25 protein-coding genes and 1 pseudogene are annotated in these 18,621 nt (G+C 71.4%); 11 read left to right on the top strand and 15 right to left on the bottom strand.

Going from position 1 to position 18,621, the window contains the following annotated elements:
- The first annotated feature begins 24 nt into the window (after positions 1 to 24).
- Both AB0877_RS00325 and AB0877_RS00330 read left to right on the top strand, forming a co-directional pair.
- Complete coding sequence (locus AB0877_RS00325) at positions 25 to 702, top strand: 5-formyltetrahydrofolate cyclo-ligase (RefSeq protein ID WP_366605299.1); 678 nt, start codon at positions 25 to 27, stop codon at positions 700 to 702.
- A pseudogene (locus AB0877_RS00330) lies at positions 699 to 905 on the top strand (FmdB family zinc ribbon protein); the annotation flags it as partial. The gene AB0877_RS00325 and the pseudogene AB0877_RS00330, both read left to right, overlap by 4 nt.
- Positions 906 to 919: 14 nt before the next feature.
- On the opposite strand, the gene AB0877_RS00335 reads toward AB0877_RS00330, so the two are convergent.
- Positions 920 to 1,147 (bottom strand): hypothetical protein, encoded by a 228-nt coding sequence (locus AB0877_RS00335; RefSeq protein ID WP_366606205.1) that lies wholly within the window; start codon positions 1,145 to 1,147, stop codon positions 920 to 922.
- 281 nt (positions 1,148 to 1,428) lie between these two features.
- On the opposite strand from AB0877_RS00335, the gene AB0877_RS00340 reads away from it, so the two are divergent.
- Entirely contained in the window at positions 1,429 to 1,626 is a 198-nt protein-coding gene (locus tag AB0877_RS00340; protein WP_366605301.1) for a hypothetical protein, read from the top strand.
- Positions 1,627 to 1,758: 132 nt separating this feature from the next.
- Here AB0877_RS00340 and AB0877_RS00345 read toward each other — a convergent pair whose 3' ends face one another.
- The gene (locus AB0877_RS00345) at positions 1,759 to 1,941 is read right to left on the bottom strand and encodes a hypothetical protein (RefSeq protein ID WP_366605302.1); all 183 of its coding nucleotides are present in this window, start codon (positions 1,939 to 1,941) and stop codon (positions 1,759 to 1,761) included.
- Positions 1,942 to 2,122: 181 nt separating this feature from the next.
- Between AB0877_RS00345 and AB0877_RS00350 the strand changes: the two genes are divergently transcribed.
- Complete coding sequence (locus tag AB0877_RS00350; protein ID WP_366605304.1) at positions 2,123 to 2,491, top strand: hypothetical protein; 369 nt, start codon at positions 2,123 to 2,125, stop codon at positions 2,489 to 2,491.
- Between the two features lie 33 nt (positions 2,492 to 2,524).
- Here the strand turns inward: AB0877_RS00350 and AB0877_RS00355 are convergent, their stop codons facing one another.
- The gene (locus AB0877_RS00355; protein WP_366606142.1) at positions 2,525 to 3,007 is read right to left on the bottom strand and encodes a DUF2231 domain-containing protein; all 483 of its coding nucleotides are present in this window, start codon (positions 3,005 to 3,007) and stop codon (positions 2,525 to 2,527) included.
- Positions 3,008 to 3,210: 203 nt separating this feature from the next.
- Between AB0877_RS00355 and AB0877_RS00360 the strand changes: the two genes are divergently transcribed.
- Together AB0877_RS00360 and AB0877_RS00365 are read left to right on the top strand one after the other, a co-directional pair.
- Positions 3,211 to 3,639 carry a Fur family transcriptional regulator gene (locus AB0877_RS00360; protein WP_238671193.1) on the top strand — a complete coding sequence of 143 codons (429 nt, stop codon included), beginning with the start codon at positions 3,211 to 3,213 and terminating at the stop codon, positions 3,637 to 3,639.
- A gap of 59 nt (positions 3,640 to 3,698) precedes the next feature.
- On the top strand, positions 3,699 to 4,562 hold the full coding sequence (locus AB0877_RS00365; RefSeq protein ID WP_366605305.1) for an oxygenase MpaB family protein: 864 nt from the start codon (positions 3,699 to 3,701) through the stop codon (positions 4,560 to 4,562).
- A 19-nt stretch (positions 4,563 to 4,581) separates the two neighbouring features.
- Here the strand turns inward: AB0877_RS00365 and AB0877_RS00370 are convergent, their stop codons facing one another.
- From AB0877_RS00370 to AB0877_RS00420, 11 genes are all read right to left on the bottom strand, one after another.
- Positions 4,582 to 5,502: a PD-(D/E)XK nuclease family protein gene (locus AB0877_RS00370; protein WP_366605306.1), complete on the bottom strand. Its 921-nt coding sequence runs from the start codon at positions 5,500 to 5,502 to the stop codon at positions 4,582 to 4,584.
- Between the two features lie 43 nt (positions 5,503 to 5,545).
- Positions 5,546 to 6,160: a MarC family protein gene (locus tag AB0877_RS00375; protein WP_238646462.1), complete on the bottom strand. Its 615-nt coding sequence runs from the start codon at positions 6,158 to 6,160 to the stop codon at positions 5,546 to 5,548.
- A gap of 41 nt (positions 6,161 to 6,201) precedes the next feature.
- Positions 6,202 to 7,074 carry a PHP domain-containing protein gene (locus tag AB0877_RS00380; protein ID WP_366605308.1) on the bottom strand — a complete coding sequence of 291 codons (873 nt, stop codon included), beginning with the start codon at positions 7,072 to 7,074 and terminating at the stop codon, positions 6,202 to 6,204.
- Positions 7,075 to 7,127: 53 nt separating this feature from the next.
- Positions 7,128 to 8,390, bottom strand: coding sequence for a hypothetical protein (locus tag AB0877_RS00385; protein WP_366605310.1), 1,263 nt, complete (start codon positions 8,388 to 8,390; stop codon positions 7,128 to 7,130).
- The gene (locus AB0877_RS00390; RefSeq protein WP_366605311.1) at positions 8,387 to 9,160 is read right to left on the bottom strand and encodes a SigE family RNA polymerase sigma factor; all 774 of its coding nucleotides are present in this window, start codon (positions 9,158 to 9,160) and stop codon (positions 8,387 to 8,389) included. Before AB0877_RS00390 ends, AB0877_RS00385 begins: the two co-directional genes overlap by 4 nt.
- A 103-nt stretch (positions 9,161 to 9,263) precedes the next feature.
- Positions 9,264 to 10,139, bottom strand: a complete 876-nt coding sequence (locus AB0877_RS00395) for a PH domain-containing protein (protein WP_366605313.1) — start codon at positions 10,137 to 10,139, stop codon at positions 9,264 to 9,266.
- A 6-nt stretch (positions 10,140 to 10,145) separates the two neighbouring features.
- Positions 10,146 to 10,304 (bottom strand): hypothetical protein, encoded by a 159-nt coding sequence (locus AB0877_RS00400; protein ID WP_007455302.1) that lies wholly within the window; start codon positions 10,302 to 10,304, stop codon positions 10,146 to 10,148.
- A 116-nt stretch (positions 10,305 to 10,420) separates the two neighbouring features.
- A complete protein-coding gene (locus tag AB0877_RS00405; RefSeq protein WP_366605314.1) occupies positions 10,421 to 11,167 on the bottom strand; it encodes a DUF6758 family protein in 747 nt (248 codons plus the stop codon).
- Between the two features lie 10 nt (positions 11,168 to 11,177).
- A complete protein-coding gene (locus AB0877_RS00410; protein ID WP_366606144.1) occupies positions 11,178 to 11,801 on the bottom strand; it encodes an RNA methyltransferase in 624 nt (207 codons plus the stop codon).
- A gap of 51 nt (positions 11,802 to 11,852) precedes the next feature.
- Positions 11,853 to 12,389 (bottom strand): hypothetical protein, encoded by a 537-nt coding sequence (locus AB0877_RS00415; protein ID WP_366605316.1) that lies wholly within the window; start codon positions 12,387 to 12,389, stop codon positions 11,853 to 11,855.
- 90 nt (positions 12,390 to 12,479) lie between these two features.
- The gene (locus tag AB0877_RS00420) at positions 12,480 to 12,995 is read right to left on the bottom strand and encodes a MaoC family dehydratase (protein WP_357352459.1); all 516 of its coding nucleotides are present in this window, start codon (positions 12,993 to 12,995) and stop codon (positions 12,480 to 12,482) included.
- Positions 12,996 to 13,543: 548 nt separating this feature from the next.
- On the opposite strand from AB0877_RS00420, the gene trxA reads away from it, so the two are divergent.
- The 3 genes from trxA to AB0877_RS00435 all read left to right on the top strand — a co-directional run bounded on the left by trxA (position 13,544) and on the right by AB0877_RS00435 (position 15,449).
- Positions 13,544 to 13,906 (top strand): thioredoxin, encoded by a 363-nt coding sequence (gene trxA, locus AB0877_RS00425; RefSeq protein ID WP_030329190.1) that lies wholly within the window; start codon positions 13,544 to 13,546, stop codon positions 13,904 to 13,906.
- Positions 13,907 to 14,052: 146 nt separating this feature from the next.
- Positions 14,053 to 14,493: a hypothetical protein gene (locus tag AB0877_RS00430; protein WP_366605318.1), complete on the top strand. Its 441-nt coding sequence runs from the start codon at positions 14,053 to 14,055 to the stop codon at positions 14,491 to 14,493.
- Positions 14,490 to 15,449 carry an HTTM domain-containing protein gene (locus tag AB0877_RS00435; protein ID WP_366605320.1) on the top strand — a complete coding sequence of 320 codons (960 nt, stop codon included), beginning with the start codon at positions 14,490 to 14,492 and terminating at the stop codon, positions 15,447 to 15,449. The genes AB0877_RS00430 and AB0877_RS00435 overlap by 4 nt, the downstream gene beginning before the upstream one ends.
- Here AB0877_RS00435 and AB0877_RS00440 read toward each other — a convergent pair.
- Positions 15,413 to 15,832 (bottom strand): DUF393 domain-containing protein, encoded by a 420-nt coding sequence (locus AB0877_RS00440; RefSeq protein WP_366605322.1) that lies wholly within the window; start codon positions 15,830 to 15,832, stop codon positions 15,413 to 15,415. The genes AB0877_RS00435 and AB0877_RS00440 overlap by 37 nt on opposite strands.
- A gap of 93 nt (positions 15,833 to 15,925) precedes the next feature.
- Between AB0877_RS00440 and AB0877_RS00445 the strand changes: the two genes are divergently transcribed.
- Positions 15,926 to 17,989, top strand: coding sequence for an intein-containing Rv2578c family radical SAM protein (locus AB0877_RS00445; protein WP_366605323.1), 2,064 nt, complete (start codon positions 15,926 to 15,928; stop codon positions 17,987 to 17,989).
- 19 nt (positions 17,990 to 18,008) lie between these two features.
- Entirely contained in the window at positions 18,009 to 18,416 is a 408-nt protein-coding gene (locus AB0877_RS00450; protein ID WP_357195475.1) for a CoA-binding protein, read from the top strand.
- Positions 18,417 to 18,621: the final 205 nt, after the last annotated feature.

The following is an 18,621-nucleotide window of genomic DNA, read 5'->3' on the forward strand; positions in this document are numbered from 1 at the left end:
GAGGCGTTGCGTCAGGAGTGTTGCGTGCCGGAATTTTCTGATGAAGCGGAAGTGACCCGGGTGGCGAAGCGGAACACCCGCGTCGAGCTGCTCGCTCGCCGCCGGTCGCTGCCCGCTCAGAGCCGGGCAGCCGCCGCCAGGCGCGTGCAGGCCGAGCTGGTCGCCCTGGTACGCCGACTGCGCCCACACCGGATGACGGCGTACGTGCCGGTCGGCTCCGAACCGGGCGGTGGCGACCTGCCCGAGGTGCTGCGGGCGGCGCTCCCGCCGGACGCCGAGTTGCTGCTGCCGGTGCTCCTTGCCGACCTGGATCTGGACTGGGCGGCGTATACCGGGCCCAACGCGTTGATCGCGGCGGGGCGGGGTATCCGAGAACCGCTCGGTGTCCGTCTCGGGGTGGCCGCCGTGGCGCAGGCGGAACTCGTGGTCGTTCCGGCTCTCGCGGTCGACCACCACGGTCGGCGGCTCGGGCGTGGTGGCGGTTCGTACGACCGCGCCCTCGCCCGGGTGCCCGCGACGGCCCTGACCGTGGTGCCGCTGCACGACGGTGAGCTGGTCGAGGCGCTGCCGGCGGAGCCCCACGACCGTCGGGTGCGCGCGGTCGTCACTCCCGCCGACGGGGTGCGTACGCTTGACGGCGGCCCGGGTACGGCGCACGGTGTCGCGCCCCACACGTCTGCTGGACGAACCCGGGGCGAATGACGCACCATTGGCACTCGAATACGTCGAGTGCCAACTGGCTGAGCCCAGATCCGGAGGAGAACGTGCCCACGTACCAGTACGCCTGCACCACGTGCGGTGAGCAGCTCGAGGCGGTGCAGTCCTTCTCTGACGAGCCGCTGACCGAGTGCCCGGCGTGTCAGGGGCGGCTGCGCAAGGTCTTCAACTCGGTCGGCATCGTCTTCAAGGGTTCGGGCTTCTACCGCACCGACTCCCGGGCGTCCGGTTCCGAGACGACCGCCGGCGGCACGACCACCAAGCCGGCGAAGTCCGAGTCGTCCTCGACTGACAGCTCGTCGTCCTCTTCGGGGTCCTCGTCCTCGTCCGGGTCGTCCTCGTCCTCGGGGTCGTCGTCCTCCTCGGGGTCGTCTTCCGGCTCGTCCTCGGGCGCGTCCGGCGGCGGCAAGGCGGCGGCGACCAGCTCCACGTCCTGATCGCGCGTGGCCCGACCCCGCCACGGGTCGGGCCTCGATCCACCCGGGTTCCAGGAAGTCGGCCTGTCCCCGTCGCTCTGACCGCCCGCTTTCCCTGATCCCGAGTTGATCACGGCGGTTCTCCTAGCAGATCGCGCCGACGGATGCGCGTTTTCCACAGGCCGGGCGGTTGTCCACAGGCGGCGGCCGTGGGTCGGCCGAGGCGGCGGAAACTGCCTAGCCTCCCGTACACGGGTGCCACTGCGGCGCTCGGGGACGGGAGGCGGCAGAGGCGATGGTCGATCCGGATTCCGCGCGGGCGTTGCGCCCGCTGCGCCAGCTCACTCTGCCCGGCGGGCGCACCCTGCTCCGGGCCGGTCTGGTCGCCGCGCTGCTCGGCCTGGCCGCCGCGGTCCTGCAGACCCCGTCCGGATGCCCTCCTAGCGCGGTGCCCTCCGACGCGCCATCGGTGCCGGACGACCCGAGCCGGTAGGCCGACCAAGGCCGGTCGGGCAAGCGCAGCAGGACAGGCGCACCGGTCAACCCCGGTCGAGCACCGGCCACCGCCCAGGGCAGGCCGGCTGGCGGATCGAGACCGTCAAGGGTCTGGCCGAGCCTGCGGGGGTCATTCCCAGTGCGGGGGGCGTTCGGCGAGCAGCCAGTCGTCGTTGCCGCCCGACCGCTCACCCCAACCACGGTCGGTGTCGTCGGCGGTCTGCTCGGGCAGCACCACCAAGTCTTCGCTCAGGTCGACGGCACGGTCGTCGTCTCCCCGTGCGCCGCGCGTGCCAGGGTCCTCGGTGCTCACGAGCGGCAAGACTAGCTCAGCCGACGGCGGCGGACCGGGTCGCCGGCACTGGGCACGCCGGCCAGAGCCCGGCCGGACCGCCGGCACTGGGCACGCCGGCCGGAGCCAGCCGGACCGCCGACAGTGGGCACGCCCGCCAGAAGCGACCGGGCCGCCGGTGGCGTTGGTAGCGTCGGACGGCGTGACGACCCCCAGCGGTGGCAGCGACCCGGACGACTACTGGCGACGGCCCGACACCGGTGACGACGCGGTGGCGGACCAACCTCCCGCCGCACCCGCGGGCCCGCCGCCCGCACCAATCGCGCCGGCGCCGACGGGAGGCGCAACCAGCGGGTACTCCGGCCCGCCGCCGAGCGTGCCGCCGCCGACGGGTTGGCGTCCACCCGTACATCTGCAGCCGGCGCCACCGCGACGGCTGCCGCCGCAGGACATGGCCGACCTGGACGCGGCCGAGCAGCGGTCGCAGCGGGTCACCTACGGCTTCGGGGCGGCGGCCGGCGTGGTGCTGCTGGTACTGCTCTGCCTGCTCTGCTCACGGGTCATCTTCTGACTCCCACCCCTGGGCGGCGGCAGCAGCAGCAGCTCAGAGCGTGGTGCCCCACACCGTCTCGGCACCGGAGTGCCCGGTCAGGTAGACGTAGATCAGGGCGGCGATGGAGAGCCCCACCGTCGCTACCGCCAGCACGGGGGTGACCAGCGCGGGCAGCTGCGGCACCCGGGGGTGCCCACTGGTCGCCACGAGCAGCAGGATGGCCACGATCCCGAGCGGCACCACGACGCGCAGCAGGATGTCACCGTAGCGGGAGTGCTCGAAGATCTGATCGAGGATCGGCCCCTGGAAGCCCCGGGCAACCAGCGCGTCGGTGAGCGCCTCACCCGACTTGACCGCGACGTAGGCGGTCACCGGCGCGGCCACGGCGAGGAGACCCAGGGCCCAGTCCAGCCGGTGCCGCCACCGCGGTAGCCCCACGTACGCGATGGCCAGTACCGCCAGCAGCGGCACGAACACGACGACCGCGTGGATTACCAGGACGTGCACCGGTAGACCCAGGATCTCCTCGAACATCGAACCCTCCAGGTGGATCATGGTCAGGGTTGTTCAGCCTATGGTCCGCCGATCGTCCCCAGGCTCTCGACGGATGACACGCGCGCCGCGTCGATCGGGTTCACCCGCTCGGGCCGTACTCCCGATCTTTGCGTGGCTGTGTCGGTGGCCACCCGGAGCGGGCGATGGTTGTCGATGCGGGTCGGGCGTGCTGTCATTGGCCAATGTCCGGTGCCGAGGAGTTGCTGCGGTCGAGGGGCCTGCGTGTCACGCGCCCCCGCCTCGCGGTGCTCGACGTGCTCGCCGACGGCGGCCACCTGGAGGTCGACGAGATCACCCGGCGGGTGCGCGAACGCCTCGACTCGGTCTCCACCCAGGCTGTCTACGACGTGCTGGGCGCGCTGTCCCGGGCCGGGCTGTCCCGCCGGATCGAGCCGGCGGGCAGTCCCGCCCGCTACGAGGCGCGGGTGGGCGACAACCACCACCACGTGGTCTGCCGGGGCTGCGGCGAGATCGCCGACATCGACTGTGCGGTGGGCAGCGCACCGTGCCTGGAGCCGAACAGCGCGCACGGGTTCGAGGTCGACGAGGCCGAGGTGACCTTCTGGGGCCTCTGCCCGGGCTGCCGGGCCCGCCGCTCCGCCGACGTCTGACCACCGGCACCGGCGGCACGGGACCGGCACGGTCGGCCCGATCGTGGCACTCTTGTGCGGTGGACTCCGATGACCTCGGCCTTTTCGGTCCGGGTTCGGTCACGTGGAAGGTGCACGAGGAGCCGATCCTGATCGTCGCCGGCCTGCGCTCGCTCTACCTCCAGGCGTTGCACCCCCGGGCCATGGCCGGGGTCGCGCAGAACAGCAACTACCGCACCGACGCCTGGGGTCGACTGCTCCGCACCGCCACCTACGTGGCGACCACCGTCTACGGAACCACCGCCGAGGCGCAGGCCGCCGGGGCCCGGCTGCGCCGCCTGCACGACCGCCTGCGGGCCACCGACACGCTCACCGGTGAGCAGTTCCGGATCGACGAACCGGACCTGCTGCGCTGGGTGCACGTGACCGAGGTCGAGTCGTTCCTCAGCACGGCCCGGCGCGCCGGGCTGCCGCTGAGCGACGACGAGGTGGACGGCTACTACACCGAGCAGCGCCGTGCCGCCGCCCTGGTCGGCCTGGACCCGGCCACCGTCCCGGGGACCGCAGCCGAGGTCGCCGACTACTACGAGGGTGTACGGCCACAGTTGCGGATGACCCGGGAGGCCGCCGAGACGGCGGTGTTCCTCACCGCCCCGCCGCTGCCGTGGAAGCTCAGCCTGCCGGTCCGGTTGGGGCTCACGCTGGGCCCGCCGCGCTGGGCGTACCTGGGGATCGCGGGCACCGCGTTCGCGCTGCTGCCGGCCTGGGCACACCGGATGTACGGGGGTATCGGCCTGCCGACCACCGCGCTGTCGGCGGACCTGAGCGTGCGGGCGCTGCGGCTCGCCCTCGCCACCGTCCCCCGGCGCTATCTGGAGGGGCCGTTGATCCAGGCGGCCAAGGAGCGGGCCGCGCGCCACGCGGCCGCCACGCCGGCCGGCTGACCTGCCCCTCGGTAGGGGATCACCCGTCGGCGGGCCGGTCCATGGCCGCCCACGGCTCCTTGCCCGGAACCTGCGCGCCGGTCGGGCAGTGCCGTCGGAAGTCGCACCAGCCACAGCGCGGGCCGGGTGCCACCGGGAAAGCCTCGTCCGCGTCGGCGCCGTCGGCGACCGACCGCTCGGCGGCCATGATGTCGCGGGCCGTCTCTTCGGCGCGGGTCAGTTGTCGGGCCAGCGACTCGACCGTGTGGTCGTGGCCGGCGACCGTGCCGGTCGGCAGGTGGTGCAGCTCCACCCGGCGGCACGGCCGACGAAACACCCGCTCGGCGGCGTACGCGTAGAGCGCCAGCGCCTGCGAGCCCCGGGCGTCGTCCGTGTCCAGCCCGGTGCGACCGGTCTTGTAGTCGACGATGACCAGCTCCGGCCCCTCCGGGCCGGGCCGGGAGTCGATCCGGTCGGCACGACCGTTGAACGCCAACACCGCGGTCTTGACCGCCACCACCCGCTCGACGCCGAGCGGGTCGGAATCCGGCTCCAGCGTGTCGACGTACGACTCCAGCCACCCCAGCGCCCGCCGGTAGGCGGCCCGCTCCTGCTCGTCGTCGCGGTAGCCCTCGCGGACCCAGGTGCCCTTGAGCAGCGTGGCCAGCACCTCGGGACGCCTTCGGTCGGCGGGCAGCGCATACCAGTTCTTGAGGGCGGTGTGCACGCTGGCGCCGAGCGAGTTGTGCGCCCACGGCGGGCCCTTGGGCGGGACGGGCCGGTCGACGTAGGAGTAGCGGTAGCGACGCGGGCAGTCCGCGTACGCGCCGAGCTTGCTGGGGGTGCAGACGAACAGCCGCTCGGGCATGCCCTCGAAGCCGAGCTGCTCGGCGTCGCCGGCGCGCTGCCGCGGAGCCCGGCCGCCGGCGGCGGGCCGCCCCGCTGATGAGGATCGTCGCACGCCTGCGATCCTGCCATCCGCCCCCGACATCGCGCGCGTGCCGTCAGGTCATGTTGACGTACTGCGTGACGAAGGCGAACACCGCGTCGGCGATGAGCTGCACGGCGATCGCGGCCAGCAGCAGACCGGCGATCCTGGTCAGAACCTCGATGCCACCGGGTCGCAGGATCTTGACGATGCCGCCGGAGAAACGCAGGACGATCCAGACGGCGAGCATCACGGCGAGGATCGCCACGGCGATGGCGGTGAAGTCCGCCAGCCCGTCGGCCTGCTGGACGAAGAGCATGGTGGCCACGATGGCGCCCGGTCCGGCCAGCAGTGGGGTGCCCAGCGGCACCAGTGCGATGTTCGAGGTGGCGTCCGAGCTGGGGCCGTCGGTCTTGCCGGTGAGCAGTTCCAGTGCGACGAGCACGAGCAGCAGCCCGCCGGCCGCCTGCAACGCCGGGAGGTCGACGTGCAGGTAGTCCAGCAGGGTCTGCCCCGCCACCGCGAACACCACGATGACGCCCAACGCCAGCGTGACGGCCTGCCAGGCGGCCCGGTTGCGGTCACGGGCGGGCAGTGGGCCGGTCAGCGCCAGGAAGATCGGCATCATGCCCGGCGGGTCAGTGATCACCAGCAGGGTCACGAAAACCTCGCCGAACAGCTTCAGATCCACGTGATCAACCTAGCCGCGCGGCGATGGGCGAAATACCCGGATCAACCCGAAGCGACCTCGGTCACCCCGTCGGCGACGATCCGCTCGTACGCCTCGACGCCGGTGCTGAACGCGCCGAGTTGAACGGTCTTGTGGGTACCGTGAAAATCCGAGGAGCCGGTGACGAGCAGGCCCAACTCGGCGGCGAGCCCCCGCACGTGTTCCCGCTCGGCCGGGCTGTGGTCCTCGTGGTCGGCTTCGAGCCCGGCGAGCCCGGCGGCGGCCAGCTCGGCGATCAGATCGTCGGGCACCACCCGGCCGCGTCGGGTGGCTCGCGGGTGGGCGAAGACCGGCACGCCTCCGGCCGCGCGGACCAGCCGAACGGCCCGGAACACGTCGATGTCCTCCTTGGGCAGCCGGTACCGCTCGCCCAGCCAGTCCGGGCCGAACGCCTCCCGGACGCTGCCGACCAGACCGGCGCGGATGAGCGCCTGCGCGATGTGCGGACGCCCCACGGTGCCGCCACCCGCGCCGGCCAGGATGTCCGGCCAGCTCACGTCGATGCCGTCGTCCCGCAGGAGGGCGACGATCCGTTCACCACGCTCCTCCCGGGCGGCCCGGACCCGCGCCAGCTCGGCCACCAGCTCCGGGTGGTCCGGGTCGAACAGGTACGCGAGCAGGTGCAGCGGCACCGCCGGCTGCGGACCGGACCAGCGACACGACAGCTCCGCACCCCGGATCAGGCGCAGACCCGGCGGCAGCGCGGCCACTGCCGGCGCCCAGCCGGCCGTGGTGTCGTGGTCGGTGATCGCCAGCACGTCCAGCCCGGCGTCGGAGGCCGCGCCGACCAGCTCGGCCGGGGTCAGCGTGCCGTCGCTGGCCGTCGAGTGGGCGTGCAGGTCGATCCGGGGGGCGGGGCCGGTACGCGAGGTCACCGCCCGACGTTACCGAGGAAACGGTGAGCCTGGCTCACATGGGCCAGCGGGGGTCAGAAGCCCTGCACCAGGATCGGCCGCTCGCCGGCTGGCACACCGGGCACCGCAGCGGGGCTGGCGGGCTTTCCCGCCCGCACCTGACCGACGTCGACCCGGACGAGCTTGCCGTCGCCGTCGAGGTAGGAGGCCTGGGACTTGTCGCTCCAGACGATCGCCCCGGTCATCGGCGGCCCGGCCGGGACAGCTGTCGCACCCGGCCCCAGCCGCAACAGGTCGACCAGCAGGGACCGACCGGCCGAGCTGCTGTTCTCGTTGACCAACAGCCACCGCCCGTCCGGTGAAACCCCGCCGACGCCGTCCTGGCTCAGGTCCGGGCCGCAGCCCGTGCGTACCGGGTCCAGCTGACGTGTCGGGGTGAGGACGGCGAGGCAGGTCCGGTCCGGATCGGTCGTGCTGACCTGACCGACGAGCCGCCCGTCGGGCAGTCGCCCGTAGACGTTGAGGCTCTTGCGGTCGAGGGCGTCGGGCAGCGGCCCGGCACCGGGCCGCCAGAGCGTGTGACCGGCGTCGGCCGGGTCGAGTCGGACCAGCACGCTGTCACCGACGAACCGGACGGGCTCTGCCGCAGCCGGCACCGGGGTGCGCACCGACCCGATGAGTTGGGTGCCGACCACGCCCGCCATCAGGAGGTCGTCTCCGTCGCGCCAGGCGACCTGGCTGCTGTCCGGAGCCAGGACGATCGCTCCGGCACCGGCCAGCAGCACCTGCACCAGGCCGTCGTCCTGCACCACCCACAGGGAGCGCCCGGCGATGCTCGGTGCGCCCACCACCAGCCAACCGTGTCCGCTGGGCAGCGGCTGGACCCGTTCGGCCGGCCCGACGTCGGACAACACCAGCCGCCGCCCGTCGGCGCTGACCAGCGTCTCGCTGGCGAGGAGCAGGGTCGACGCCGTGGGCGTGGGGGCGGGGCCGGGAATGCTGGCTGTCGGGACCGGTCGGCTGGTCGGGTCGGGGTCGCCGATAACGACGATGGGTGGGCCGTCCCGCCTGGTCTCGGCACCGAGCTGGGCCATGCCGGCGCTGAGCAGGACCGTGGCGACCGCCGCGAGGGCGAGGCCGGCGGCGGTGCGTCGGCGACGGATCCGGTTCGCGCGACGGATGGCCTGGCCGGCCGGGTCGACGCTCAGCGGGCGGGCAAGGGCGACCCGGTGCGAGAGGGTCTCCCGCACCGCACCTTCCAACTCGTCAGGCCGCACCTGGTAGGAACGCTGCGGGCCGTCCGTCAGGTTGTCGGGTCGGCCGGGGAACTGACTCACTGCTGTTCCGCGGAGCCCGTGCCGACGGGCACGGCCGCCGGGGCGGTGGGCAGGACCACCTGCGGATTGATCACACGCGGCGCGGCGGGACGTGCAGCGGTGGGGCGGGGCACGGGTCGGCCAGCTTCCCGTCCGGGACGGGGTGAGGCGGCGGCGCCGGCCGCCGGGACTCGCCCGGTCCGGGAGCCCGAGCCCGTCGTCCGGCCGGCGGCGCCGATCGCGCCCGCGGCAGTGTCGGCAGCGCCAGACCGGCCGGCGGCGGCGGCCAGATCCGGTGCGTCCGCGCCCAGCCGCCGACGCAGCGTGGCGAGCGCCCGGGACGTCTGGCTCTTCACGGTGCCCGGTGAGATGTCGAGCATCGCGGCGGTCTGCGCCTCCGACATGTCCTCGTAGTAGCGCAGCACCAACACTGCCCGCTGCCGGTTGGGCAACTCCCGGAGATGCCGCCAGAGCAGGTCACGGTCAAGTTGCTGCTCGATCTCGTCGACGCCGGCCCGCTCGGGCAGCACCTCGGTCGGGCGTTCGCCGTGCCAGCGACGCCGCCACCAGCTGGTGGACGTGTTGACCATCACACGCCGGGCGTACGGCTCGACCGCCTCGATTCCGCCGAGCCGCTTCCACGCCAGGTAGGTCTTGGTCAGCGCCGTCTGGAGCAGGTCTTCGGCCGTGGCCCAGTCGCCGGTGAGCAGATAAGCGGTACGCAGGAGCGCGGCGGAGCGGGCCGCGACGAACTCGCGGAACTGCTCCTCCAACGAGTCCTTGCTCGCCACCGCCCACCTCCGAACCCCTGCCGTCCTGGCAGAGTGCCACGTCAGGGGCGGTCTGGTCCATGACGAAAGGTGCGCACTTGCTCCGATGTTCGGTCGAAAACCTTCACGCCCCGTCGTCGGCCTTGGCCTCGTCGGCTTCCTTGCCGAGCCGCGCCTCGACGGCCTGCGGCTCGTACATCTCCTCGACGACGCGCAGGTAGAGCTCGTTCGGGTTGGGCAGATTCTTGACCTCGCGAAGCGCCTGCTCCTGACCGGCGGACTCCAGCACGAAGGTGCCGTAGTTGAGCGCCCGGCCGGTCGGGGTCTGCTCGTACTTCATGTCGGTGACCCGGACCAGCGGCATCATCGCCACCTTGCGGGTGACGATGCCGTTGACCACCATGACCCGCTTGTTGGTCAGGATGAACCGGTCATACCACCAGTCGGCGACCTTCCACGCCACCCAACCCATCACCGCGAACCACAGCAGCACGGCGATGGTGGTCAACGCGCCGACGTCCTGACCGGCGAGGAAGCCGGAGAGATAGCCGAGCACGAAGGTCGCCGCGACGCCGATCAACAGCGGGTTGCTGAGGTGGATCCAGTGCCGCTTCCACTCGCCCCGGTAGCGCTCGGTGGGGAAGAGGTAGCGAGCCACCAGCGAACTGGGTTCGTCTTCCAGCGGCAGCACCCGCCGGGGGGTCGAGCCGGTCGCGTCGGCACGCAACCCGGCCAGCTCGTCCTCGGAGATCTGGGGCGGCTGGTAGCTGGCCTCCGGATCACGGATCCAACCCCGACCGGAACGACCCTGGCCGGCATAGCCGGGCCCGTCGCCATAGCCGACGTCGTCCGAAAGGGACGGACCGTCGGACAGGCCGGGACCGGCCCCGTAGCCCGGGCCGTCATCGGGCCCGATCCGCGGGATCGGCTCGGTGTCGCGCTCGCGGCGTGCCCGGTCGGGGTCGTCCGGGTCGAAGGGTGGACCGGAGGGGCTGCCCATCGGCGGCTAGGCGACGAGGCTGGTGAAGAAGTCGCCGAAACCCTGGGCGATATCCATGATCCCGCCGCCGAGCGACTTGAACACGTCCGCCGCCGAGTTTGGTCGGTAGGCGACGAAGAAGATCAAGAATGCGATTCCGGCCCAGGTGAGGACCTTCTTGACCATGGCGGGCCATCCTCTCGCGCGGCGCCGGGTCCCATTACCGCAGCGGCACCCAGAGTATCAGTGTGGTGTCGTACAGTGAATATCTGCGTCCGTTCTCCGTCAAACCGGGAGACTTGTCAAGGTCTCCCGGGTAGATACGGGGACGGTGCGCCGTACACGAGCTCGGGCGGAGTCCACTCGGTCAGGTCGTGTAGCACGACGTCTTCCGCGAGCAGGTGACCCGCACTCGCCGGCCAGGCTATCGCATGGATCCACATTCCCCGAGCTTCGCCGGCGTACGCGCTTCGATCCGTTGGAGAATTCACCAACCACAGTGGAGTGGGGTGGCCGCCGACCTTGATCTTCGCCTGTCCGACGTGGTCAGGGTGACCCGACCCCGGGTCGGTCAACGCGTCCACCAACTCCGGCCCCGGATCCGGGCCGCTCAGACCGGCGAGCCGGGTGCCCAGGCCGACACCGGGCTCCTCGGCCACGAAGACCAGATCGGCCGGACCACCACCGAGGGGCGCGGGGCCGGCGCAGGCCACCACCGTCGCCCGCACACCCGTGCGGTCGTCCCCGGCGTACGCCACGCCGGTGAGGGTCCAACCGGGCGGCAGCGGCCAGGGGCACCACAGCGGTGTCACCGGTGGATCGCCGGTCGCGGTGATCCGTTCCACCACGCTCGCCACGATGTCCGCTCCGATGTGCTCGGGCACGTGCAGCGGCGGCACCGGGCCGCAGCGCACGCATCTCGAGTCGGTGTTCATCAGATCCGGCGCCCGTACCGGGCCCCCGCATCTCGGACAACTCACCGCGACACTCACATCCCCACCGTCTCCCCCGACCGCCGGCACGTCAAGCCGGAACGTCCGATTCGGCACCGTACGTGGGTCAGTCCGGCGGCGTGCCGGCGTGCGCGCGGATCCAGGCGTGCATGGCGATTCCGCTGGCCACGCCCGCGTTGATCGACCTCGTCGAGCCGTACTGGGCGATGGAGTAGAGCTGGTCGCAGGCGGCGCGGGCGGGCGCGGAGAGGCCGGGGCCCTCCTGGCCGAACAGCAGCACGCAGTCGCGCGGCAGGGTGCCGGTCTCCAGCGGACGCGACCCGGGCAGGTTGTCGATGCCGAACACCGGCAGGCGCCGCTCGGCCGCCCAGGCGACGAACTCCTCGATCGTCTCGTGGTGCCGTACGTGCTGGTACCTGTCGGTCACCATCGCGCCGCGCCGGTTCCACCGCCGCCGTCCGACGATGTGCACCTCGGCGGCGTTGAATGCGTTGGCGTTACGCACAACGGTGCCGATGTTGAAGTCGTGCTGCCAGTTCTCGATCGCGACGTGGAAGCCGTGCCGGCGCCGGTCCAGGTCGGCGACGATCGCCTCGTGCCGCCAGTAGCGGTAGCGGTCGACGACGTTGCGCCGGTCCCCCTCCGCGAGCAGTTGCGGGTCGTAGCGGCTGTCGTCCGGCGGGTCCCCCGGCCAGGGGCCCACGCCCACCTCAAGCTGGTCGTCGGTCACGGTCATCAGAGGGTACGGACCGCGTCGGCGTCGGCCGCGCCGACCTGCCGGTCAGCCCAGGTCGAGGGCGGCACCGAGCCGGTCCAGGAAACGTCGGTCAGCCGGGCTGGCCGATGGGTCCACCCGGCGCGCGCCGGTGCCGGGCACCGCGCGACAGACCCGGGCCGCGACCGACTGCACCCACTGGCGGTACGCGGCCGAGTCGGCGGGGTCGGCCAGCCGGCGGAGGACCCGGCTCGCCGCACGGCAGGCGGCCAGCAGGTCCACCAGGTCGGTGAGCCGCTCGGCGGGTTGTGGGGTGCCGTCGTGGCGGGCGTAGATCGTGGCGACCACCGCTCGGACCAGGTCACTGTCGGAGGCTCGGCCCGCGGCCACGGCGTCCAGACCGGCCAGGCCGGCCGTCACTGGACGCTCCGTCCGCCCAGGACCGGGTGCCGCGGCGGCCACGAGAACCCGACCGGGCAGGCTGGTGAGCAGATCCCACTCGACGGCGGAGTAGACAGCGGTGGTCAAGGGCGCGGCTCGGCGGCCGGCAGAGGACGGCTCTCCCGCGACGGAGTGGCTCATCGGAACCTCCGGCGTCAGCATATGCCCAGCGACGGGCACCGGGCCCCTTCCTCGGCAGACCCACGGGGAAGAAGCCCGGTGTTCGTCGACGGTCGAGCCCGCCGCGTCCCGTCAGCGCGGTTCGGGGAAGCTCGGCCGCTCCGGGTCCACGCCGTCGGGCACCGCGGTGGCCGCGTACTCCCGCTTGGGGACCATGACCTTGCGCCGGAAGACGCAGACCATCGTGCCGTCCTGGTTGTAGCCGCGGGTCTCCACCGACACCACACCCCGGTCGGGCTTCGAGCCGGACTCCCGCTTGTCCAGCACCGTGGTCTCGCCGTAGATCGTGTCACCGTGGAAGGTCGGCGCGACGTGCCGCAGCGACTCGACCTCCAGGTTGGCGATCGCCTTGCCACTCACGTCGGGCACCGACATGCCGAGCAGCAGTGAGTAGATGTAGTTGCCGACCACGACGTTGCGCTTGAACTGGCTGGCCGTCGCGGCGTAGTGCGCGTCCATGTGCAGCGGGTGGTGGTTCATGGTGAGCAGGCAGAAGAGGTGGTCGTCGTACTCGGTGACGGTCTTGCCCGGCCAGTGCCGGTAGACCGCGCCGACCTCGAACTCCTCGTAGTAGCGACCGAACTGCATGCTGGTCCCTTCGACGGGCGGCGATGGAGTTCGGCACAGCATGCCTTACCGATGGTTAAGGCGACCGGCGGGGCGCGGCGGCGGCGGAAATGTCACACCGGTCACACGCCTGGGGGGAGACGCAATGAGCGGCGGGGCCCTCCCCGGCACCCGCCGCCCACGCTCTGATGTGAGGAATTCTGCCCTACGGGTGCGTAGCTTCAACAGAGATCGCGGTCACATTTATCTTTTTGTAACACTACTGTGCGTGACGAAGTGAAGGTTGATCAGCGATCTCCGCAGGCCGGATACCTCCTTGTCAGGGCCCAAGTTACCGATTCGTAGTGCTCAATCGCGCGGATCTCCCTGGAAACGCTCCCATTACCGCAGGTCACGCAAGTGCGTCATGCACTTGCGTTCCGCAGGTCGGGTGTGAACAGATGCCTGTCGATGACCGTCGGCACCCCCCGGCAGCCCCGGGCACGTTTCGTGCCCCACCCCCCGGGAATTCGATACGGTCAGCCCTGGTTCTACGGGACGTAGATAAACCGCGGTGATCGGAGAGTGCAATGGCAACCGTTGAGCTGACCTCGGCGAACTTCGACGAGGTGACCGGCAACGACGGCATCGTCCTGGTCGACTTCTGGGCCGACTGGTGTGGTCCGTGCAAGCGGTTCGCCCCGGTCTACGAGCGCTCCTCGGAGAAGCACCAGAACATCGTCTTCGGCAAGGTCGACACGGAGGCTCAGCAGGAGCTGGGCGCCAAGTTCGACATTCGCTCGATCCCGACGATCATGGCGATCCGCGACGGCGTCATCGTCTTCGCCCAGCCGGGCGCCCTTCCCGAGTCCGCGCTGGAGAACCTGATCGAGCAGGTCGAGGCGCTGGACATGGACGACGTCCGCAAGCAGCTGGCCGAGCACAACCACTGAGTCGACGACACGCGAGGCCGGGCCCGGTGCGGGCCCGGCCTTCGTCGTACCCCGCCGACTCCACCCATGATCACCTGCCTGGTCAGGCCGAACTGGCCGTCGGAGGGACCCGAGGCCGTCGGTACATCCCGTATCGTCACGACCCGATGGAGAACCTGACCACCCGCGGGCGCGTGACCCGGCTGGGCGCGACCGCACTGGGCCTCGTCCTGCTCGTCGTCGGCACCTTCTGGGGCAGCGACGACGACTTCCCGTTCGGCCCGTTCCGGATGTACTCCACCTCCAACCCGCCGAACGCACCCGCCCCCGACACGCGCGTCGAGGGGGTGAACAGCTCCGGGGCGGTGATCGACCTCGACCAGAACGCGACAGGCATCCGCCGGGCCGAGATCGAGGGTCAGCAGGCCCGGTACGCCGCCAACCCGACGCTGCTCACCGAGGTCGCCGACGCGTACGCCGAACGCCACCCGGACGCCCCCGCGCTGGTCGAGGTCCGCATCGTCATCCGCTGGCACGGCATCCGCGCCGGCCGACCCACCGGCCAGCACACCGACCAGACCGTCGTCCGCTGGCAGGCCACCCGATGAACCGTTGGCTGACCGAGGCCGTTCCCCGGGGCCGGGTGGCCGCCTTCCGCACCCTGATCTACCTGTTCGTCGCCGCCGACCTGGTGATCTTCACCCCCTGGGTACGCACCCGGGTCAGCGTGCCCGGCGACCTGTACCAACCACTCCTGATCGGCCGCCTGCTCCCACTGCCGACGCCGACCGAGACGCTGGTGACGGTGATCTTCTGGGCGTTGCTGCTGCTCGCCCTCCTCGCCGCCACCGGACGAGCGCCCCGGCTGCTCGGCTGGGCGGTCTGCGCGCTGTACCTGGAGTGGATGATCATCGCGATGAGCTACGGGAAGGTCGACCACGACCGCTTCGGGCTGCTCGTCGCACTGGCCGTGCTGCCCACCGCAGGCCGCGCCCGACACGGCGACACCACCGGAACCGAGGCCGGCGGCTGGGCCCTACGCGTCACCCAGATCGCGGTGATCTGCACGTACTTCCTGGCCGCCTTCGCCAAGCTGCGCTTCGGCGGCCTGGACTGGCTGACCGGCTCGGTCCTGGCCCGCGCGATCATCCGGCGCGGCACCGACCTGGCCGACCTCATCGCCCAGGTGCCGTACCTGCTGATCGTCGCCCAGTTCGGCATCGTGGCGTTCGAGCTGCTGAGCCCGGTGGTCTTCTTCCTGCCACCCCGCTGGCGACTCGCCATGGTCGGCTTCTTCTACTCGTTCCACGCGGTCACCATCGCGACCATCACGATCTCGTTCGCGCCGCACCTCGCCGCGATGACCAGCTTCCTGCCGCTGGAGCGGGTACGTCCGCTGGTCTGGGCACGCCGGCTCGTCGGCCGCGACAGTCCCGACGACGCTCCTCCAGCCGACCCGACGGACGCCGACCCGGTGCCGACCGGCCAGGGCCCGGCAGGCGCCGGCGCGGAGCCGGCGCTCGACGGTCAGGCTCCGGCGCTGGGGCGACCGCTCGGACCGTAGAGCCGCTCCCGAGCCTCCTGTGGCAGGGAGCAGGCCGCCGTGCCACCGGGAAGTCGGTGCCGGTTGCGCGCCACCCAGCGGTACAAGGGCCAGGCCGCGACGCGTACCGGAGGAATCCGCAGGCCGGTGCCGGCGGCCCGCCAGAGCGGGCCACTCGCGGCCAGCAGCTTCGCGATGGCGTCCGGACCGGCCGCGCGCGAGCCGTCGGCGCCGACCCACTGCACGGCCTCCTCGCACTCGGCCACCGTGAGACCGAGCGCGTCCAGGTCGGCGAACTGCCAGGGCACCACCCGTGCGGCGGTGGGGATGCGGCGCTCGATGAACTCCGCACAGCTCGTGCAGAACGCGCAGTCCCCGTCGTAGACGAAGGTCGACGTCTCCATAACGTCCATCCTCCCCTCTCCGACCACCAGGACGCCCACCGGTGTACGGCGGGTCACTTGCGCCCGTCTCGTACGCGTGTTCGAATAGTGGCCATGCGCTGGGACAACCTCACCGCTCCCCCGGTCGAGGGAGACCCCGAGCGGGCAGCGCCAGCGACGCCACCCCTGCCGCTGGCGCTGCCCGGCGCCGTCGCCCGCACCTTCGACACCCCGGAGTTCGCCGGGATGACCTTCTACGAGGTGCAGGCCAAGTCCATCCTCAACCGGGTGCCCGGGCAGTCCCGCGTCCCCTTCGAGTGGACGATCAACCCGTACCGAGGATGCACTCATGCATGTCGCTACTGCCTGGGCGCGGACACCCCGATTCTGATGGCGGACGGCCGCACGAAGCCGATCAGCGAACTGGAGTCGGGTGACCGCATCTACGGGACCGAGCGACGGGGCACCTACCGTCGATACGTGATCACCACTGTCCTCGACAAGTGGTCCACCGTGAAGCCGGCCTACCGGGTCACACTGGAGGACGGAACGACCCTCATCGCCAGCGGAGACCACCGGTTCCTCTCTGACCGTGGCTGGAAGTACGTCACCGGCGCCATGCAAGGCCACGCCCGACGCCCCTACCTGACCACCAACAACCGCCTGATCGGTACCGGTCGGTTCGCCCTCGGGCCCAAGGAGTCACTCGACTACCGCCGGGGCTACCTGTGCGGCATGGTGCGCGGAGACGCGCACCTGGGCACGTTCTCGTACTCGTACGGGACGGTGCACCGGTTCCGGCTGGCGTTGGCCGATGAGGAGGCATTGAACCGCAGTGAGCGGTACCTCACCCTCGAAGGGATCAAGACGCAGCGTTTCGCTTTCGCGCAGGTCAGCACCACGCGACGTGCGATAACCGCCATCCGCACCTCGAAGCAGCGGGACATCGAGACCATCGCTGACCTGATCCGCTGGCCGGTCGAGCCCAGCGACGACTGGCGGCTTGGCTTCCTGGCCGGAATCTTTGACGCCGAGGGCAGTTGCAGCAAAGGCGTCCTGCGCATCAGCAACAGCGACGACGCCATCCTCGACCAGACGACGGCAGCGCTGCGCCATTTCAGTTTCGCCTGCGTCCGAGAAGACCGCGGCCGACCCAACCGGGTGCGGGAGATCAGGCTGACCGGGGGCCTCGCCGCCCGGCTCCGGTTCTTTCACCTGACCGACCCTGCCATCACTCGGAAGCGGTCGATCGAGGGTGAAGCCCTGAAACATCAGGGCGGCCTCAAGGTTGTCGGTATCGAGGCACTCGGGCTGGAGTTGCCGCTCTGGGACATCACCACTGGCACCGGAGACTTCATTGCCAACGGAGTGGTCAGCCACAACTGCTTCGCCCGCAACACGCACACCTATCTCGATCTCGACGCCGGCGCGGACTTCGACCGGAAGGTGATCGTCAAGGTCAACGCCGGCGAGCTGGTCCGGCGGGAGCTGGCCGCGCCGCGCTGGCGGGGCGCGCACGTGGCGATGGGCACCAACGTGGACTGCTACCAACGGGCCGAGGGTCGTTACCGACTGATGCCGCAGATCATCGGCGCCCTGCGCGACTTCGCCAACCCGTTCTCGATCCTCACCAAGGGCACGCTGATCCTGCGCGACCTGCCGCTGCTGCGCCAGGCCGCCGAGGTGACCACGGTAGGCATCTCCTTCTCGGTGGGGTTCGTCGACGAGCACCTCTGGCGCACCGTCGAGCCCGGCACCCCACACCCACGCCGCCGCCTGGACGCCGTCCGGGCGCTCACCGATGCCGGCTTCTCCGTCGGGGTGCTGATGGCCCCGATCCTGCCCGGCCTCAGCGACAGCGACGAGTCGATCGACACCACCGTCTCGGCGATCGCCGCGGCCGGCGCGACGAGCGTGACCGCCCTGCCCCTGCACCTGCGCCCCGGCGCCCGGGAGTGGTACGCACGTTGGCTCGCCAGCGAGCACCCGCACCTCGTGCCCCGCTACCGCGAGCTGTACCGGGCCGGCGCGTACGCGCCGCAGGCGTACCAGCGGGAGTTGACCGCACGGGTGCGGATCGCCGCCCGGCGGCACGGGTTGCATCGCGGGGAGCGGGGCGACAACCGCAACCTGCCCGAGTTGCCGCCACCCTCAGCCGAGCAGCTGACGCTGCTCTGATCGGAGCTACAGTCGGCGGGTGCGTACCGCTCAGCAGATCCTCGCCGAATCCGCCGTGATCGCCGTCGTGGGCGCGTCCCGCGATCCGTTCAAGGCCGCGCACGGCGTGCCGTTGCAGATGCAGCAGTACGGCTGGCGCATCATCCCGGTCAACCCGACGGTCGACGAACTGTTCGGGGAACGGGCCTACAAGACCCTCGCCGACATTCCGCACCCCGTCGACCTGGTGGACGTGTTCCGGCCGGCGGCCGACGCCGTGCAGGTGGTGCGGGACGCGGCGGCGATCGGCGCCCCCGCGGTCTGGCTGCAACTGGGCATCGTCTCGGCCGAGGCCCGGCGTATCGCCGAGGAGGCCGGCATGGACTACGTCGAGGACCGCTGCCTCATCGTCGAACGCGCCGCCGCCAACCTAACCCGCCTACCCTGACCACCCCGCCCTCGCCCTGCCCTGCGCCCCGCCCTGCCCTCGCCCTGCCTCGCTCTCGCTCTCGCCCTGCCCCGCTCTCGCCCTCGCTCTCGCTCCAGCTCTCGTCGATCTTGCACTTGCTGTCCCGACAAGACCGCCATAAGGGTTAATAAGGCAACAGCAAGTGCAAGATCGGCGGAGGGGCGGGCGGCCAGCCGGCCCAGCC

It is taken from the genome of Micromonospora sp. NPDC047644 (assembly GCF_040704315.1).
Classification (GTDB): Bacteria; Actinomycetota; Actinomycetes; order Mycobacteriales; family Micromonosporaceae; genus Micromonospora.

What these genes read in the sequence shown, in the direction of transcription:
- AB0877_RS00340 (WP_366605301.1), top strand. Translation starts at nt 1,429, where the DNA reads ATGGTCGATCCGGATTCCGCGCGGGCGTTGCGCCCGCTGCGCCAGCTC.
- AB0877_RS00355 (WP_366606142.1), bottom strand. Translation starts at nt 3,007, where the DNA reads ATGTTCGAGGAGATCCTGGGTCTACCGGTGCACGTCCTGGTAATCCAC.
- AB0877_RS00360 (WP_238671193.1), top strand. Translation starts at nt 3,211, where the DNA reads ATGTCCGGTGCCGAGGAGTTGCTGCGGTCGAGGGGCCTGCGTGTCACG.
- AB0877_RS00395 (WP_366605313.1), bottom strand. Translation starts at nt 10,139, where the DNA reads ATGGGCAGCCCCTCCGGTCCACCCTTCGACCCGGACGACCCCGACCGG.
- AB0877_RS00400 (WP_007455302.1), bottom strand. Translation starts at nt 10,304, where the DNA reads ATGGTCAAGAAGGTCCTCACCTGGGCCGGAATCGCATTCTTGATCTTC.
- AB0877_RS00415 (WP_366605316.1), bottom strand. Translation starts at nt 12,389, where the DNA reads ATGCTGACGCCGGAGGTTCCGATGAGCCACTCCGTCGCGGGAGAGCCG.
- AB0877_RS00420 (WP_357352459.1), bottom strand. Translation starts at nt 12,995, where the DNA reads ATGCAGTTCGGTCGCTACTACGAGGAGTTCGAGGTCGGCGCGGTCTAC.
- trxA (WP_030329190.1), top strand. Translation starts at nt 13,544, where the DNA reads ATGGCAACCGTTGAGCTGACCTCGGCGAACTTCGACGAGGTGACCGGC.
- AB0877_RS00430 (WP_366605318.1), top strand. Translation starts at nt 14,053, where the DNA reads ATGGAGAACCTGACCACCCGCGGGCGCGTGACCCGGCTGGGCGCGACC.
- AB0877_RS00435 (WP_366605320.1), top strand. Translation starts at nt 14,490, where the DNA reads ATGAACCGTTGGCTGACCGAGGCCGTTCCCCGGGGCCGGGTGGCCGCC.
- AB0877_RS00440 (WP_366605322.1), bottom strand. Translation starts at nt 15,832, where the DNA reads ATGGAGACGTCGACCTTCGTCTACGACGGGGACTGCGCGTTCTGCACG.
- AB0877_RS00445 (WP_366605323.1), top strand. Translation starts at nt 15,926, where the DNA reads ATGCGCTGGGACAACCTCACCGCTCCCCCGGTCGAGGGAGACCCCGAG.